The organism is Pseudomonas sp. 86_A (assembly GCF_017491705.1).
Taxonomy (GTDB): domain Bacteria; phylum Pseudomonadota; class Gammaproteobacteria; order Pseudomonadales; family Pseudomonadaceae; genus Aquipseudomonas; species Aquipseudomonas koreensis.
In genome coordinates this window covers 395848-411575 of the sequence record NZ_JAFGYS010000001.1, presented here as the reverse complement: position 1 = coordinate 411575, position 15728 = coordinate 395848, and the positions used below count along the sequence as shown (strand labels likewise).

General features: G+C 61.1%; 17 protein-coding genes. 5 read left to right on the top strand and 12 right to left on the bottom strand.

The window, feature by feature from the left end:
- Window positions 1–17: 17 nt before the first annotated feature.
- Window positions 18–1055, bottom strand: coding sequence for an NAD-dependent epimerase (locus J5M57_RS02010; RefSeq protein ID WP_169843718.1), 1038 nt, complete (start codon window positions 1053–1055; stop codon window positions 18–20).
- On the bottom strand, window positions 1052–2404 hold the full coding sequence (locus tag J5M57_RS02005; protein ID WP_064588123.1) for a UDP-glucose/GDP-mannose dehydrogenase family protein: 1353 nt from the start codon (window positions 2402–2404) through the stop codon (window positions 1052–1054). Before J5M57_RS02005 ends, J5M57_RS02010 begins: the two co-directional genes overlap by 4 nt.
- Window positions 2405–2793: 389 nt before the next feature.
- Between J5M57_RS02005 and J5M57_RS02000 the strand changes: the two genes are divergently transcribed.
- The 5 genes from J5M57_RS02000 to J5M57_RS01980 all read left to right on the top strand — a co-directional run bounded on the left by J5M57_RS02000 (window position 2794) and on the right by J5M57_RS01980 (window position 9253).
- Window positions 2794–4491, top strand: a complete 1698-nt coding sequence (locus tag J5M57_RS02000; RefSeq protein ID WP_207848864.1) for a sulfatase-like hydrolase/transferase — start codon at window positions 2794–2796, stop codon at window positions 4489–4491.
- Window positions 4492–4660: 169 nt separating this feature from the next.
- Window positions 4661–5314 (top strand): ABC transporter ATP-binding protein, encoded by a 654-nt coding sequence (locus J5M57_RS01995; RefSeq protein ID WP_083368660.1) that lies wholly within the window; start codon window positions 4661–4663, stop codon window positions 5312–5314.
- Window positions 5311–7782, top strand: a complete 2472-nt coding sequence (locus J5M57_RS01990) for an FtsX-like permease family protein (RefSeq protein ID WP_207848865.1) — start codon at window positions 5311–5313, stop codon at window positions 7780–7782. The genes J5M57_RS01995 and J5M57_RS01990 overlap by 4 nt, the downstream gene beginning before the upstream one ends.
- Complete coding sequence (locus tag J5M57_RS01985) at window positions 7772–8839, top strand: lipocalin-like domain-containing protein (protein WP_207848866.1); 1068 nt, start codon at window positions 7772–7774, stop codon at window positions 8837–8839. Before J5M57_RS01990 ends, J5M57_RS01985 begins: the two co-directional genes overlap by 11 nt.
- Window positions 8840–8995: 156 nt before the next feature.
- The gene (locus J5M57_RS01980) at window positions 8996–9253 is read left to right on the top strand and encodes a hypothetical protein (protein ID WP_207848867.1); all 258 of its coding nucleotides are present in this window, start codon (window positions 8996–8998) and stop codon (window positions 9251–9253) included.
- Window positions 9254–9336: 83 nt separating this feature from the next.
- On the opposite strand, the gene J5M57_RS01975 is transcribed toward J5M57_RS01980, so the two are convergent.
- The 10 genes from J5M57_RS01975 to J5M57_RS01930 all read right to left on the bottom strand — a co-directional run bounded on the left by J5M57_RS01975 (window position 9337) and on the right by J5M57_RS01930 (window position 15728).
- Entirely contained in the window at window positions 9337–9948 is a 612-nt protein-coding gene (locus J5M57_RS01975; RefSeq protein WP_207848868.1) for a formyltransferase family protein, read from the bottom strand.
- Window positions 9939–11063 (bottom strand): GNAT family N-acetyltransferase, encoded by a 1125-nt coding sequence (locus tag J5M57_RS01970; protein ID WP_207848869.1) that lies wholly within the window; start codon window positions 11061–11063, stop codon window positions 9939–9941. The genes J5M57_RS01975 and J5M57_RS01970 overlap by 10 nt, the downstream gene beginning before the upstream one ends.
- Window positions 11060–11212, bottom strand: a complete 153-nt coding sequence (locus tag J5M57_RS01965; RefSeq protein WP_165557507.1) for a hypothetical protein — start codon at window positions 11210–11212, stop codon at window positions 11060–11062. Before J5M57_RS01965 ends, J5M57_RS01970 begins: the two co-directional genes overlap by 4 nt.
- Window positions 11181–11381, bottom strand: a complete 201-nt coding sequence (locus J5M57_RS01960; protein ID WP_207848870.1) for a Com family DNA-binding transcriptional regulator — start codon at window positions 11379–11381, stop codon at window positions 11181–11183. The genes J5M57_RS01965 and J5M57_RS01960 overlap by 32 nt, the downstream gene beginning before the upstream one ends.
- Window positions 11382–11513: 132 nt before the next feature.
- The gene (locus J5M57_RS01955; protein WP_207848871.1) at window positions 11514–11966 is read right to left on the bottom strand and encodes a YiiX/YebB-like N1pC/P60 family cysteine hydrolase; all 453 of its coding nucleotides are present in this window, start codon (window positions 11964–11966) and stop codon (window positions 11514–11516) included.
- The gene (locus J5M57_RS01950; RefSeq protein ID WP_207848872.1) at window positions 11963–12547 is read right to left on the bottom strand and encodes a phage tail protein; all 585 of its coding nucleotides are present in this window, start codon (window positions 12545–12547) and stop codon (window positions 11963–11965) included. The genes J5M57_RS01955 and J5M57_RS01950 overlap by 4 nt, the downstream gene beginning before the upstream one ends.
- 9 nt (window positions 12548–12556) lie before the next feature.
- Entirely contained in the window at window positions 12557–13705 is a 1149-nt protein-coding gene (locus tag J5M57_RS01945) for a hypothetical protein (RefSeq protein ID WP_207848873.1), read from the bottom strand.
- The gene (locus tag J5M57_RS01940) at window positions 13705–14253 is read right to left on the bottom strand and encodes a phage tail protein (RefSeq protein ID WP_207848874.1); all 549 of its coding nucleotides are present in this window, start codon (window positions 14251–14253) and stop codon (window positions 13705–13707) included. Before J5M57_RS01940 ends, J5M57_RS01945 begins: the two co-directional genes overlap by 1 nt.
- Window positions 14246–15367 (bottom strand): baseplate J/gp47 family protein, encoded by a 1122-nt coding sequence (locus J5M57_RS01935; RefSeq protein WP_207848875.1) that lies wholly within the window; start codon window positions 15365–15367, stop codon window positions 14246–14248. The genes J5M57_RS01940 and J5M57_RS01935 overlap by 8 nt, the downstream gene beginning before the upstream one ends.
- Window positions 15351–15728 carry a GPW/gp25 family protein gene (locus J5M57_RS01930; RefSeq protein ID WP_207848876.1) on the bottom strand — a complete coding sequence of 126 codons (378 nt, stop codon included), beginning with the start codon at window positions 15726–15728 and terminating at the stop codon, window positions 15351–15353. Before J5M57_RS01930 ends, J5M57_RS01935 begins: the two co-directional genes overlap by 17 nt.

Below are 15728 nucleotides of genomic sequence, written 5' to 3'. Positions count from 1 at the left end.
GGGTCCTCCGCTGATGTTCAGCCGCGAGCGGCGCGTGGGCGATAGGCAGTGGGGTAGTAGTCGCGAAACCAGGCGATGAAACGCCCCAGTCCTTCATCCAGCTCGATCCGGGGCTGGAACCCGGTGGCCTGGGCCAGATCGTCGGTCTCGGCACAGGTGTTGAGCACATCGCCCGGTTGCAGGGGCAAGAGCTCGACAATGGCTTTCTGGCCGAGGTGTTTTTCCATCAGCGCCAGATAGGTTTTCAGCTCCACCGGGTGGTGGCCGCCGATGTTGAACAGGCACCACGGCGCCATGCTGCTGCCCGCGTCGGGGTGTTCGCGGTCCCACTCCGGGTGGTTGTGCGGCGGATGGTCGGTGAGGCGCGCGATGCTTTCGACGATGTCGTCGATGTAGGTGAAGTCGCGCTGGTGTTCGCCGTAGTTGAACAGTTTCAGCGGCGTGCCTTCGGTGATCGCCCGGGCGAACTGGATCGGCGACATGTCGGGCCGACCCCAGGGGCCGTACACGGTGAAAAAGCGCAGGCCGGTGCTGGGAATGCCGAATAGGTGGCTGTAGCTGTGGGCCATCAGCTCGTTGGCTTTTTTGGTCGCGGCGTACAGCGACAGCGGGTGATTGACGCCGTCGTGCACCGAATACGGGGTGTGCTGGTTGGCGCCGTATACCGAACTCGACGAGGCGTAGATCAGGTGCTTGACCGGATGATGCCGGCAGCCTTCAAGAATGTTCAGGAAACCGCAGAGGTTGCTGTCCAGATAGGCCTTCGGGTTTTCCAGCGAGTAGCGCACCCCGGCCTGCGCCGCGAGGTGGATCACCACTTGCGGCTGCTCGCGGACAAACAGCGCCTCAATTGCGGCGGCATCGGCCAGATCAATCCGCGCCAGCGGGAAATGCCCGACCTGATCGCGAACCCATTGCACGCGATCGTGTTTGAGTTGCGGATCGTAGTACCCGTTGAAATTATCCAGACCGACCACCGCATGCCCGTCGCGCATCAGCCGCAACACGCAATGGGCGCCAATGAAGCCGGCTGCGCCGGTGACCAGGATTTTCATGGGCGCAGTCCTTGCGGAGCGATGTGGCGCAGGCCGATGCCGCTGTAATGCAGGCCGGCGGCAGCCACGTGTTCCGGGTTGTAGAGGTTGCGACCGTCGACAATCACCTTCGAGCGCAGCTTGCTTGCCAGCAGCTCGAAATCGACCACGCGAAAATTCTTCCACTCGGTGCAAATCACCAGCGCGTCAGCGTCTTCCAGGGTGTCGTCGCGGGTGGCGCACAGGTGCAGGTCGTTGCGATAGCCGTACAGGCGCCGGCATTCGGACATGGCTTCCGGATCGTAGGCCTGCACGCTGGCGCCTTCGGCCCACAACGCGTCCATCAGGTAGCGGCTGGGGGCTTCGCGCATGTCATCGGTATTGGGTTTGAACGCCAGGCCCCAGATCGCGATCGACTTGCCGGCCAGGCCTTGCGGAAACTGCGCCTTGAGTTTGCTGAAGAGGATGTGCCGCTGGCTGTCGTTGACGTCGGTCACGCTGCGCAGCAGTTTCAGCGGCATGCCGTTGTGTTCGGCGGTGTGCAGCAGGGCACGCAGATCCTTGGGGAAGCACGAGCCGCCGAAGCCGCAACCGGGGTAGATGAAGTGGTAGCCGATGCGCGGATCGGAGCCGATGCCTTTGCGCACGGCTTCGATGTCGGCGCCCAGCAGTTCGGTGAGGTTGGCCAGTTCGTTCATGAAACTGATGCGTGTGGCGAGCATCGCATTGGCCGCGTACTTGGTCAGCTCGGCGCTGCGGTTGTCCATGAACATCAGTTTTTCGTGGTTGCGGCAGAACGGCGCGTACAGCTCGCTCATCTGCTCGCGAGCCGCGTCGTCACGGGTGCCGACGATGATCCGGTCCGGGCGCATGCAATCGGCGAGGGCGCTGCCTTCCTTGAGGAACTCAGGGTTGGACACCACTCGCACCTTGAGGCTGCTACGGTCACGGCGCAGCAGTTCTTCGTTGGCCTTGGCCGCGACCTGGTCCGCCGTGCCGACCGGCACTGTCGACTTGATGATCAGGGTGCGATCAGCCTCCATGTACGAGGCGATCTGCCGGGCCACATTGAGCACGTGGCTCAGGTCGGCGGAGCCGTCCTCATCAGCCGGAGTACCCACGGCGATGAAAATCAGCTCGGCATGCTCCACCGCGTCACTGGCCTGGGTGCTGAACAACAAACGCCCGGCCTTGATGTTTTCTTCAAGGGTGGTGGAGAGTCCAGGCTCACTAATAGGCGGCACGGCTTGTTGCAGTTGCTTAATTTTATTGGGGTCAATATCAACACATAAAACCCGATGCCCTACATCTGCAAGTGCGGCGGCTTGAATTAATCCGACATAGCCTGTGCCAAATACGCTCACGTCCATCTGCGCACCCTCGATAGAGCGAAAAGAAGAAGTTCGGAAGAAGACTGTAAAAGGGGTATAGCGCAGGGTTTGGAAAGCGTGTCAGCAAAATGACATGTTGCACCTGTATAACACTTGAGCGCTTTTTGGCGATTGGCCATCAAGTCATTGCTGCGATTGGATTTGTTGTTTTTCTGCAGATTTGTTCAGAATTAAAATAAGCGATGGACGGTTGTAAGTCACTAATTTAAAGGCTTGTAGCGTCTCGTGTGTGTCAGATTTGAGTCACCGTTTTTTTGACGCTTTCTAAAAGAAACAGTCAATTCTTGCGCTTTGATGGCCGGGTGCTAGTGTCAGGTTCTGACCGACAAACCTTTGACTCTCTGCCGTTTTGCACGTCCGGTGTCGCCATGTTCAGATATGCCAAAGAATTACTTTTAATTGTTTATTTACTCCTTTATTCCGAATATTACATTGAGCGGTTAAATGCTATCGGCGTCAGTTTTGCTGTACTTCTTTTTGGCGCGATGTTTTTGGCGCTTACTTTAGCGTTATATCTAACGGCTTATATTCGCCAGGCGCTCATTCGCCACCTGTTCGCAATAGCACTGTTTGTCTCGGCGGTGTTTTTTGATGTCTATACCCGGGTCACCGCGGATTACCTGAGCTACAGCAGCTTTGTGTCGCTGGTGTACTCCGGCGGCTTCCTCCAGGAGGCCGCCTACCAGTATCGCGACGCGATCATTCACGGCGCGCTCAGTGGCCTGCTGTTGCTGTTCGGCATCGGTCTCAAGCCGCGTCATGCACTGGTGGTGCCCAACGCGTTGCGCGTGGCAGCGCCGGTTTGTGGCGTGTTGCTGTTGAGTACGGTGTTGTTCCTGCGGGCGGGCGAGGGCGCGCGCGGTTTGCCGATCATGTACACGCCGCTGGCCTATCTGAACCTGTTCGCCTATGAAGCGCTGCACAACACGGTCGGCCCGCGTGAGCCGGTAACGTTGGCGCGCAACACCGCGGCGATCAATCACGACATCGTGCTGATCATCGACGAAAGCATCTCCGGCAATTACCTCGACATCAATGCGCCGTTCGGGGTGCACAGCAACCTCAAGCAGGCGCACCCTGGCGTCGACATCTTCAACTACGGCTACGCCGCGTCCATCGCCAACTGCAGCGCCGACACCAACGTCACCCTGCGCTACGGCGGGACCCGCGCCGATTACACGCGGATCAACAGCACCCTGCCGTCAATCTGGCAGTACGCGAAGAAGGCCGGATTGCGCACCGTGTACATCGACGCCCAGCGCACCGGCGGCAATTTGCAGAACCTGATGACCGACACCGAGAAAAAGGACATCGACCAATTCGTCCAGTTTGACCAGACCAGCGTGCGTGACCGCGACATGACCGCCGCCGCGAAGCTGATCGAATTGCTCAATGATGATCAGCCGGAGCTGGTGGTGATCAACAAGGTCGGCGCGCATTTCCCGGTGCACGACAAATACCCCGATGCGTTCATGGCGTATCGTCCGACGCTGCCGCGCGGGCAGTTCACCGAAGTGGCCGATACCGGCAAGCGTGACGGTTTCAACGGCCAGCCGGACGATTGGGTGCTGTACCGCAACGCCTACAAGAACACCGTGCTGTGGAACGTCGGCGAGTTCTTCGCCCGGGTCTTTGCCCAGGCCAAGCTGAATAATGCGCTGTTGATCTACACCTCCGATCACGGTCAGGACCTGCATGAACGGGGCAACCCCGGGCTGAATACGCACTGCGGCGGTGACCCGGTAGAGGAAGAGGGGCTGGTGCCGCTGGTGGTGATCCAGGGCGATCAGTTGCACGGGCCGGACTGGGCGCAATCGTTGCCGGCGAACAAGGATCGCTCCAGCCACTACAACATCTTCCCGACCCTGCTGCAGGTCATGGGCTACGACCTGGCGGGAATCGAGGCGGTGTATGGCAAGCCGCTGACGGTGCCGACGGCGGATGACTTCACCTTCAACTACCGCTTCAATGCGCGGTTGGGGGCCAAACCTGAGTGGAAGCACATTGACCTGAACACCATTGTCACGCCGGGTGAGGCGGCGAGCCGTGTGGCAACCGGGCAGTGAGATTTGCGTTGGGCCAGCGGGCCTCATCGCTGGCCTGCCAGCTCCCACAATTGGAATGCGATCCCTTGTAGGAGCTTGCCTGCAAGCGATGAAGCCAGATCAAACACCACTGATCTGAAGAGGTCGCAATCCGCTATCCTTGCCCCACACTGACCCAACGGATGGCGGCATGCTTCAGGTTCAAGGCGTGTTCAAAAGTTACCTCACCCCCCAAGGCCCGTTACCGGTGCTGCAAGGCATCGACCTGACCCTCGAGCCCGGCAGCAGTCTGGCGCTGATGGGTGAATCCGGCAGCGGCAAAAGCACTTTGCTGCACCTGATCGCCGGCCTCGACAAGGTTGATCGCGGCAGCATCCGCAGCGGCGAGCATCGGCTGGAAAGCATGAACGAAGCGCAATTGGCCGACTGGCGGCGCACTGAAATCGGTCTGGTGTTCCAGCAGTTCAACCTGATCGGCAGCCTGCGGGTCGAGGACAATCTGGCGTTTCAGGCGCGTCTGGCCGGGCGCCATGAGCCGCGCTGGCAGGCGCATCTGGTGCAGCGTCTGGGGTTGGGCGAGTTGCTCAAGCGTTATCCCGAACAGTTGTCGGGCGGCCAGCAGCAGCGGGTGGCTTTGGCCCGAGCCTTGGCGTCGCGGCCGAAACTGCTGCTGGCTGACGAGCCGACCGGCAGCCTCGACGAAGCCACCAGCGATGAAGTGCTGCGCCTGTTACTCGAGTTGCTCGACGACACGCCGACCACGCTGTTGATGGTCACCCACAGCCCGCGCGTTGCGGCGCGGCTGGCGCAACGGGTGGTGTTGTCCAGTGGCCGGCTGACGTGAACGTTTTCTGGCAAACCCTGCGCGCGCTACTCAGCCATTGGCGGCGGCATCCGGTGCAATTTTTCAGTGTGCTGACCGGGTTGTGGCTGGCGACCAGCCTGCTGACCGGGGTCGAGGCGCTGAACAGTCAGGCCCGCGACAGTTACGCCCGGGCCAGCCAGATGATCGGCGGCGAACCTCAGGCCAGTCTCGCCACGCCGAGCGGTGCGACATTCACTCAGCAGTGGTTTGTCGATCTGCGCCGCGCAGGCTGGCCGGTTTCGCCGCTGTTGCAGGGGCGGCTGCTGCTCAAGGAGCACGACAATCAGCGTCTGCAACTGATCGGCATCGAACCGGTGTCACTGCCGGCGGACTCCGCAGTGGCCGGGCAGGCGATGCCGATCGAGCGCATCGTCGAGTTCTTCTCGCCGCCGGGCGCTACGTGGATTTCGCCTGAAACACTGCAAGCCTTGAACCTCAGCGAAGGCGCCACGCCGCAAACCCTCAACGGCCAGACCCTGCCGCCGCTGCGCGCGCAAAAGGACATGGCGCCGGGGGTGATGCTGGTGGATATCGGCGTCGCGCAAACCTTGCTCGACCAACCCGGGCAATTGTCGCGGTTGTTACTGCCCAAGGATTTTCAGGCCGAGCTGCCGGCCGCGTTCCAAGGGCAGTTGCAGCTCAAAAGCAGCGCCGAAGAAAACAATCTGGCGCGCCTGACCGAGAGCTTTCACCTGAATCTCGACGCCTTGGGATTTCTCTCGTTCGTGGTCGGGCTGTTCATCGTTCACGCGGCCATTGGTCTGGCGCTGGAACAACGGCGTGGATTGTTGCGCACCCTGCGCGCCTGCGGGGTGAGTGCGCGGATGCTGATCGGCAGCCTGATCGTCGAACTGGGCGTGCTGGCGCTGGTCGGCGGAGTGTTCGGCGTCATCAGTGGCTATTGGCTGGCGAGTGTTTTGCTGCCGGATGTCGCCGCGAGCCTGCGCGGTCTGTACGGTGCGGAAGTGGCGGGGCAGTTGCGTCTGAGTCCGTGGTGGTGGTTCAGCGGTATTGGCTTGAGCCTGTTCGGCGCGTTGCTGGCCGGTGCCAACAGTCTGTTGCGCGCGGCACGCTTGCCGCTGTTGGCGGTGGCGGATCCGCAGGCCTGGCATCAGCAGCATGCGCGCTGGTTGCGGCGCCAGGGTTGGCTGGCGGCGTTGCTGGGACTGATCGCGCTGTCGGCGTTGCTGTTCGGTGACAGCCTCGGCAGTGGATTTGTGTTGATGGCCGGGCTGCTGCTCGGTGCGGCGCTGGCGTTGCCGGTGGTGCTCAGCGCGGTGCTCACTCCATTACTCGGGCGCAGTCGCTCGGTGCTCGGCCAGTGGTTTCTCGCCGACTGTCGCCAGCAACTGCCGGCGCTGAGCCTGGCGCTGATGGCGCTGCTGCTGGCGCTGGCGGCCAACATCGGTGCCGGCAGCATGACCGCCGGTTTTCGCCAGACTTTCAACGACTGGCTCGAACAACGCCTGAGCGCCGAGCTTTACCTCAACCCGGTCAATCCGGCGCAATCGCGCGAGCTGTACAGCTGGCTCAAACAGCAACCGAGCGTCAGCGCGGTGCTGCCCAACTGGCAGGTGGCGGTGACCCTGCAAGGCTGGCCGGCGGATGTGTTCGGGGTGATCGATCATCCGTATTACCGGCAGCACTGGCCGCTGCTCGACGGGATTGCCGGGGATCCGTGGGCGCACCTGGCGAACGACGACGCGGTGATGCTCAGCGAACAACTGGCGCGGCGCCTGAAGGTGCGCGCGGGTGATCATCTGCGCCTGCCGACCCCGGGCGGAGCGTGGTCACCGCGCATCGTCGGGATCTACGCCGACTACGGCAATCCCAAGGGACATCTGCTGGTCAACAGTAATCATCTGCTGCGCCTGTGGCCGGCGCTGACACCCAACCGTTTCAACCTGCGCATCGCACCGCCCGACATCCCAGCGTTTTTGACTGCGCTGCAAACGCGCTTTCAGCTCGATGACAGTCGCATCGTCGATCAGGCGCGGCTCAAGGGTTGGTCGGTGCAAGTGTTCGAACGCACCTTCGCCGCCACCGCCGCGCTGAACAGCCTGACCCTGGCGGTGGCGGGTGTGGCGCTGTTCATCAGCCTGCTGACCCAGAGCCAGAGCCGCCTCGGACAACTGGCGCCGCTGTGGGCCTTGGGCGTCACGCGCCGCCAGTTGATGCTGCTCAACCTCGGCCAGACCTGGCTGCTGGCGGTGCTGACGCTGGTGCTGGCGCTGCCGTTGGGGATTGCGTTGGCCTGGTGCCTGGACGCAGTGATCAACGTGCAGGCGTTCGGCTGGCGTCTTCCGTTGCGCATATTCCCGCTGCAACTGTTGCAGTTACTTGGGCTGGCGTTGCTGGCGACGCTTTTGGCTTCGGCGTGGCCGCTGTATTCGTTGTACCGCACACAACCGGCGGACCTGCTGAGGACGTTTGCCCATGAGGATTAGCCTCGTTGCGCTGTGTCTGGCGCTGCTGCTGGTTGGCTGTGATCAACCGCAACCTGATCAAAAGGGCTTCGCCGGGCTCGGCGATCAGGCTGCGCAATTCACCCCGGTGGTGCCGGGGCGGGTATTCAGCTTCCCGGCGGATCACGGCGCTCACGAGGGATTTCGTATCGAATGGTGGTATGTCACCGCCAACCTCAAGGACCCGCAGGGCAATGATTTCGGTGTGCAGTGGACGCTGTTTCGCAGTGCTTTGAAACCGGTGCCGCAGCAACCGGGCTGGGGCAATCAGACGATCTGGCTCGGGCATGCGGCGGTGACCTCGGCCACCGCGCATCATGCCGCGGAGCGTTATGCCCGGGGCGGCGTGGGACAGGCCGGGGTGAACGTGGCACCGTTCGAGGCATGGATCGATGATTGGCGCTTTGCCGGTCAGGCACCGGAGCCGTTGAGCGACATGCAACTCAGCGCGCGCGATCAATCGTTCGCCTATCAACTGCACCTCACATCCAGTCGGCCGCTGGTGCTGCAGGGTGATCACGGCTTCAGCCAGAAATCCGAGCAGGGCCAGGCCTCGTATTACTACAGCCAGCCGTTTTTTCAAGCCAGCGGCACCCTGCAAATCGACGGCCAGACCTACACCGTCAGCGGCCCGGCCTGGCTGGACCGTGAGTGGAGCAGCCAGCCGCTGACCGCCAATCAAACCGGCTGGGACTGGTTCTCCCTGCACCTGGACAGTGGTGAACACGTCATGCTCTACCGCATGCGCCAGAAGGACGGCGCACCGTACCTCACCGGTACCTGGATCGCGGCCGACGGTCAGGCGCAAACCCTGCGCAGCGAACAAATCAAACTTGTCCCGCAAGACACCGCGACAGTTGCCGGCCGCGCGATGCCGGTGCGCTGGACCATCAGCATTCCCGACAAACACCTCGACATCAGCCTGTCGGCACTGAACCCCAACGCCTGGATGAACCTGCGCATTCCTTACTGGGAAGGGCCGGTGCGGATCAGCGGCAGCCATGGCGGGCGTGGCTATCTGGAGATGACCGGCTACTGACCGGTGCACTGCAACTAATGTCGGAGCTGCCGCAGGCTGCGATCTTTTGACTTTGATCTTGAAAAAGATCGCAGCCTTCGGCAGCTCCTGCAGGGATTGGGTTGAACTCCGTTTCGTCGCGCAGCCTCTACACCGTAATACCGTGGAGGATTGAGCATGAGCGACGACCTGCAACCCCCAGACCTCACAAGCTGGCAGCGCCTGTTCGACGACCAGACCTACTGGCAGCAATCCCCCGACGCTCACTATTTCGATCTGCAACGCATCGCCGACGACCTGCTCGGCCAGGGCGCGATCGATCTGGAGCAGTGGCAGATCCTGCGCGCCAAGGCCGATGACCTGCACAAGGATTCGCCTGCTGTGAACGTCGCCCGTGAACTGGATGATGCGCGGCGCGAAAAATTCGGGCCTTGATGCGCGATAAATGAATGAGGATTCAGTTTCACATAGTGCAAAAGAATTGCATAAAGAAGGCCCCTTGTGGGGCCTTCGTCGTTTCATCCCGATAGCCGCCTGTTCGATACGCCTGGTTCCCAGGTAGCCAAGGCAGAATCCTGCGGGCGACCTTTGCAGTCGGCGCCGGCATCGAGGATGGCCAGCGCCTGCGAGAACAGTCGAAGTCCCATAGGCGCCAATTCCCGGCGCCATAACACTTGTGGCGTGTCGTCTGGTCGGATGTGACACCAGTCCTGGGCGAGTATCGGGCCGGTGTCCGCCCCGTCATCCAGCCAATACACCGTGCCGCCCGTCACTGGTTCCTTCATGTGAATAGCCCAATGAACCGCGTCCCGTCCTCGGTGCCTTGGCAGCAACGAGGGGTGATAGCCCAGCGCGCCATGCGCGGCCTTGGCGCGGACTTCTTCATTTACATATACGTGGGCGTGAGCGGTGAGGATCACGTCGCATACCGGCACCTGGTCAGCGTCCAAACAACCCTGAGTACAGCCGACCGGCACGCCGTGCTGTTGTGCTGCAGCATAGAGGCGGTCGTATTCTCCATCGGCGCCGAGTGCCGGGCTGATGGCTATCACCACCTGGTGACCTTCAGCCAGGCAACGTTTCAAAAGCTCGGCCGCCAGCCACTTCTGGCCGATGATCGCTACTCGCATGCGCTCTCCCCAAGGTAACGAAAACCCTGAACCGCCCGGAAGTGGCCACCGAAACCGCTGCCGGCGCTGGCGTGTCGGCCGAGACGGCGGTTGCTCTCCTTAAGGCTTTGGCGGCTCTTGGCGTAGTTGCCGCCTATCAAAGCGGCCGAGACTTGTGTCCAACGCTTGTCCCGGCGAAGCGCGGCCGCGAGTCCGGGGTGGCTCGTATGGAACAGCGTGCGTAACGGGCGGCCGTAGCGGTTACTCCCTTCCAGCCACTGGCCGCACAAGGCGTTCAGGAAACGCATCCCGACCCCGGCGCCTTGCCACTCAGGCATCACCACCAGGCGGCACGCCCGCGCCTCAATCAACCCCGGCCGGGTTGAAAACGCGATATGTGCCACCGGTTCCCCGTTGACCCAGCCGACGTAGTGCGTGGACGCGACCATCGGGGGCAGCTTTAGATAGTGATGCGGCTCAAACAGGGCATAGTCGCGCTGCTTAGCCTCGCGGATCTCAAGCTCAAAGCCTGGTCTTGGCCGAAGCCACCCCCGATGAAATTCGCCGGTACCGGTGTCGTAAACCCAATCGGGCTGCACCCAGTCGAGGATGTCGTAGTGGCAGGACAGGAGAACGACCTGCCCGGACGTCCGGCGCCAAGCCTTGGCGAAAGCGGCAGCGCCCACGCGAGCGATCTGCCGGTCAACTACCGAACTGAACTCATCGACGACAGCCATGCCGGGCGCTTCACAAACGAGCCTGGCCAGGTTCGCCCGGAACTGTTCCCCATTGGACAGCACCGCAAAAGGTCGAAGCCAGGTCGGCACCGAGCCCAAGCCAACGGCCGAAAGCGCGCCGGTCACATCATCGAAAGACCCCATCGGATCTATCGCATCAATGATCGGCAGGTTTTTCGGCCAACGCGGGTTGTAGAGCGCGCCGATGGCCTTGCCCAGCGTCGTTTTGCCAGAACCTGACGGCCCGACAATGACGCCGATCTTCCACGGCAAATCCTCAATCGGCAGATCGGACGCGATGTCGACATCGCAGCCCGATTCCACGTTGAATAAGGATTTGACCCGAGCGGCCCGGTAGCTATTGAAGTCGGAACAACGGTGGGAAACCTGAACCTTCATACGCACACCACCCGGACTTTGTAGCCAAGGGACTTGAGCTGTTGAAAGGCGCTCTGTTGCTCTGATTCATTGGGACAAACCACGATGACGCCGAACTGCGGTTTGTATTTGAACCCGTTACGGCCTGGGGCTTTGCGTTGCTTTTCCATGACAGCCTCTATCATCGGCGCTCGGCGGCGCTTGAGAAACGAGGCTCACGGCCTTCTGGTGGTTGAATGCCCCGCAGCGGGGGCACTTTATTTGAACTTCGCTCGGCGGCAAAATCTTCGCGAGCAACCTACGGCACTGACCACAACGGACTTCTTGCATCATCTGCAAACCTTTTGCACTTCTGGTAGGCTCCCGTCCGCTCGCGCGAGCGAGGGGGCCTAGGTCGGTTCGCAGGCTACATCTGCCTACAGACGGCCGGTTCAGGTGCTCCAACACTTGAACCGGCCGCCCTCTTTTATCTCACCACGTGCACAGCTCGCCCACGGGCGGAAGCATCCATAAATGCTGCGGCGTTACCCGGCGCAGACTTTCACAGCGGTACCAAGGCTCGCCCGCTTCGGCCGCCGACCAGGCGATCAGCTCGGAACAGAACCAGGCGTCCCGCTCCTGCCAGTCACGATGCAGGCCAAGGCCGAGGACGGCTGTCCAGTCATAGGGTTTGCCGAGTTGGCTATGGGCGGCCTCAATGATCCGCTGAGGATCGCGGGCCGGCAGTTCAACAAGGGTGGAATCGCTCGCCCGGCTGATAGCGTCCTTGAGCTTGATCTGTCGCACGCCATAGACCGGCGTAGCTTCAATCACCTCGCCATTGGCCACCAAAGCCACGTGGTTCCAGCGTGACCAGGTGGCCGCCCTGATTAGGGCGGCCATCGGACTGCGGGAGCGGCTGAACAACAATTGAATGGCACTCATGGTTGGCCTTTCGCGTTACCGACGCCTGTGGCAGCGTCCTGAATGGCTTCAATTGCGGCCGCAGCAACCTGCTTTGCCTCTTCATATGTGCCGGCTGCGATCTTTTGCCGAATCAGCTCTTTCGCCTGCAGCCGAAGTTCACGAATGAGGTAAAGCACCTCCGCGTATTGCGCGGCCTCGGCGAGGATGCTGTCGGCGGCTTCGGTGGCCGTGCGCCCATTGATAGCCCACGCCGCGACAGCGCGCGGCACAGCGTCGGCGGGATACCCGGCGTCTTTAAACAACTGTGCCTCGGATGCCGCCCGGTCGTACTCAACTGCTCGTAACGGGTCACCAGCGACAGCCTGGCGCACTTTGTCGGCGAAAAAGTCCACCTTTGAACAGAGTTCATAGTCCGTCGGCGCCGGCTCTCCATCGTGAACCCAATGGCCTACCCATTCGCCCGTGTCCTTGTTTCTTTTGCCAACGAAACGAGGATTCCAGCATGGCTGCGGGAGTGGCGCGGCTGTCCAATCCGAATACCCGGCGTTGTCTTCCGCTGTATGAAGAAAGCCACCGGCTGCGCTAATTACAAAAATCATGTTTGCCTCCTAAGCGGCTTGCACGCAGAAACTTAACTGGCAGGCGTATCCACTCGCGCCAGCAGTAGAACCAATCGAATAATCGAGAACGACTTCTCCGCTCACCTCAGCCCGCCATGACAGAAAGCCGAAGCCCAAGGGGCTTTGCGTCACCCAGTCACCGGTTCCACAGACCCGAATGAGGGGCCGGAAGCCCGGCGGGAGAGTAAAAATCAGAAGCGCGCCGTTGCCATTACTAATCCACCTGCTGATATCAAGGCTCACATAGACGTTGCCGTTTGCTTTCCAGAAGCGGGACGAATTGCCGTCCGCAAAACCGTTCACCAGCGCCGGCACGCCAATATTGGGCGCAGAAAAGGCTGCAATGGCGTTGTTCACCACTTGGTTTGTTTGGGTGGCGGTATAGGTGTCAGCGATCCCATAGCCTGCGAGAGTGGTTGGCTTTCCGCTGGTGATTTTTGACCAGTCCAAGCCAGGAATATCTGCTGGTGAAAGCGCTGCATTACCGACAACCAAACCTTTAGCGTTGACGGTGACCTTCGAATAGCTGCCCGCTACTACGCCTGAGTCGACAAGCGTTATGGCTATGCCGACGTTAGCTGTCCCATCGAATGCCGCGCTGCCACCCGCCGCCCCGCTGATGGAGATACTTCGGGGAGTTTCGAGTTTACGTGCCACGAGGGCCGTTCCGTTTACCCCCGACGCGCCGTCAGTAATTCCGTACCCGCCAAGTGTTGTTGGCTTGCCGGAGGCGATCTTGCTCCAGTCCAAATTCGGGATATCCGAAGCGGCCAGCGCGCTACCTGCTGTCACCAGCCCTTTAAGGTTCACGGTGACTTTCTGGTAGGTGCCTGCCGCAACGCCGCTGTCAGCAAGGGTTAGCGAGATATTTGCATCCGCGCTGCCGTCAAAGTTGGCGCTGCCAGTGGCGGCCCCGCTGACAGACAACTTGCGCGCCGTTGCAAGCCTGGTGGCCTTGAACGCGGATATTGTGCCGTCGACAAGCCCTTCGAACTTCGCCCTCAGCCACACGGTTCGGCTCGCAAGGGCCCTTGCCGCCTTGTTAGCGATTCCGTCAGGGCCGCCAAGCACCGGATCTGCCGTCTCGATCTGGTAAACGCCTTCTGCCCATTCGGACGGCTCAGGTAGGTTTGCCATCAGTTGCTACTCCCGTGGTTGTATTGACCGTCGTAATTCGCCAAGCCGTTGTACCGAAGCGGTACAGCCTGATAGTCGAGGTCGACCAATCGGCAGCGCGCAGGAGCGACGGTGAGAAGAAGGCGGCGCAACATGGCCGCTTGTTCGTTGGTGATGACCCGCTCCAGAAGCGCCACCCGATAAAGCGACCAAACCGAATCGCTGTCCGCACCGGGGCTTACGCCTTCGTCGATTCGGATTTCCCCGAAGCCCAATACTCGGAAAACTTCCCGAATCGCCCAGGGCGTGCCCTTGAAACGGTGCAACTCAGCGGCGCTTTTGATGAGGTTTCGTTTAGCGTCATCTGATTCGGCGAGCAGCCATGCCACCTCATCCATGAGCGAGAATTGGTCAGCCAGGTGCGGGAGGATCGAGGGTTTCATCAGGTCGACGAGATAGACGAGCATCGCATTGATGTCTATCCCGTCCAGCGACTCCTGGAGCAAATCGCAAAGGATCGAAAAGCGCTCGTCGCTGGCCAGCGCCGGCGGCAATTCTTGATCAGCCATTTGCCACCCCCGCGTCTATGAGCAAGATCGAGGAGCAATTGGCCCATTCGTTCGTTTCCAGCACACGCAGTGCGCTCGGGAACTCGAGATCGGCCCTGTAAACGCCATTCACCTGCAGAAGCGCGGTTAGTTGCTCCTTAACAAGATCTCGGCCCAACCCGGCGCGGCGATCTTGTGAGTAGGCGTAAGCGGCCGCATTTGCGGCGGCCATAGCGCCGGTCCGGTCAGCTTCGGCGTAGAACGTGATTCGGGCCTTGATCTGATAGCTGACTTCAACCGGCGAGTACGCGTGCACGGTATCGCACAGGGGGCGCAGTTTTTCGCCGGTAATCTGAGAGCGGACGCGCTCCAGCAATTCGGCAGATGGCAGGCCCGTATTCGTAAGTGGGAACAGCGCAACGTGGCCGTCCGGCTGCCCCTCATCGGGGCCGTGTACCGCAACATCGGTAATCGACTGATGAACCGCCAGCGCGTGATATCGGTAGGCGCCTCGGCTGCCGGCATTACTGAACGCTTCAGGCGCAAGAATGATTCGCTCGCGGTAGCGGTCATCTTCTTCATCCTCGGCGCCATCAACGGTTGTAGTGATGTTGGCGGCCGTCATGCCCGCCGCTGGCGGGCCGGTGATGATGCTGATTTGGCCGGCGGCCCAGCCGTTGCCCAGTACGCCAGCCGTCAGGCATGTCGAAGTCGCGTTGATTGCAGTTTGACCAACTGGAATAACGACGTCCTGATCGGTCAGAAACGTGAGCTTGCCATCTTGGGTGCTGACTTTCGTGCCGGCACGAATCAGCAACGGTTGCGGCACCGCCGTAGGCACTGCGAAGCGCAGCGTGCATCGAGCAGGAATCGCTAGCAGTCTAGGGGTCGCGACCAGTTCGCCCAGGTAATCCAGAATCGGGCCTTTCGCGTACCGCACCAGGAGCTGCTGACCGCCGTTCTGAATCGCCGCCTCTAGGCGGGTCACGGCATAAGCAATCTGGTCAATGAAAAGCCGCTCAACCTGTGCCGGATACAAGGTTTTGCCCGACTTCTCCTCATAGCGGGCGATGAGCGCGGCTTCAGTTGCCGCAGGGTTTACGTCCACAAAAACAGGTTTAGGCAGCTCGCGCAAAGGGCACCTCCGTCAACTGTAGGACGCCATCTGCTACCCGCCACTGCACCCTCAACGTGATCCGTGGGGCCTCTATAATCACCTCGACCTTCGCAACAGAGACGCGGGTTTCCCAGCGGCGAATCGCGTCGACCGCCTCGCGCACCAGGTGTGGCGTCACTCGGTTCTCGGGCCAATCAAGGTAAAGATGGAGATCACTGCCGAACTCTGGCCGGTGCGGGTCGCTGCCTTTCGGCGTAGACAGCACGATATGAATCGCTTGATCGATATCGCGCAGGCCCTCGACAACCTCTCCCGGTGTTCCGAGAGCGGGCTGCCAATGTGCGGCGGTGATGCTGGTGTAGGGAATGGGCGTCGTCAT

Excerpts from the sequence above, each read along its gene's own strand:
- J5M57_RS01930 (WP_207848876.1), bottom strand. The coding sequence starts at position 15,728 with ATGACGACGCCCATTCCCTACACCAGCATCACCGCCGCACATTGGCAG.
- J5M57_RS02005 (WP_064588123.1), bottom strand. The coding sequence starts at position 2,404 with ATGGACGTGAGCGTATTTGGCACAGGCTATGTCGGATTAATTCAAGCC.
- J5M57_RS01965 (WP_165557507.1), bottom strand. The coding sequence starts at position 11,212 with ATGGAAAAGCAACGCAAAGCCCCAGGCCGTAACGGGTTCAAATACAAA.
- J5M57_RS01975 (WP_207848868.1), bottom strand. The coding sequence starts at position 9,948 with ATGCGAGTAGCGATCATCGGCCAGAAGTGGCTGGCGGCCGAGCTTTTG.
- J5M57_RS01985 (WP_207848866.1), top strand. The coding sequence starts at position 7,772 with ATGAGGATTAGCCTCGTTGCGCTGTGTCTGGCGCTGCTGCTGGTTGGC.
- J5M57_RS01950 (WP_207848872.1), bottom strand. The coding sequence starts at position 12,547 with ATGATTTTTGTAATTAGCGCAGCCGGTGGCTTTCTTCATACAGCGGAA.
- J5M57_RS01940 (WP_207848874.1), bottom strand. The coding sequence starts at position 14,253 with ATGGCTGATCAAGAATTGCCGCCGGCGCTGGCCAGCGACGAGCGCTTT.
- J5M57_RS01995 (WP_083368660.1), top strand. The coding sequence starts at position 4,661 with ATGCTTCAGGTTCAAGGCGTGTTCAAAAGTTACCTCACCCCCCAAGGC.
- J5M57_RS01955 (WP_207848871.1), bottom strand. The coding sequence starts at position 11,966 with ATGAGTGCCATTCAATTGTTGTTCAGCCGCTCCCGCAGTCCGATGGCC.
- J5M57_RS02000 (WP_207848864.1), top strand. The coding sequence starts at position 2,794 with ATGTTCAGATATGCCAAAGAATTACTTTTAATTGTTTATTTACTCCTT.
- J5M57_RS01980 (WP_207848867.1), top strand. The coding sequence starts at position 8,996 with ATGAGCGACGACCTGCAACCCCCAGACCTCACAAGCTGGCAGCGCCTG.
- J5M57_RS01945 (WP_207848873.1), bottom strand. The coding sequence starts at position 13,705 with ATGGCAAACCTACCTGAGCCGTCCGAATGGGCAGAAGGCGTTTACCAG.
- J5M57_RS02010 (WP_169843718.1), bottom strand. The coding sequence starts at position 1,055 with ATGAAAATCCTGGTCACCGGCGCAGCCGGCTTCATTGGCGCCCATTGC.
- J5M57_RS01970 (WP_207848869.1), bottom strand. The coding sequence starts at position 11,063 with ATGAAGGTTCAGGTTTCCCACCGTTGTTCCGACTTCAATAGCTACCGG.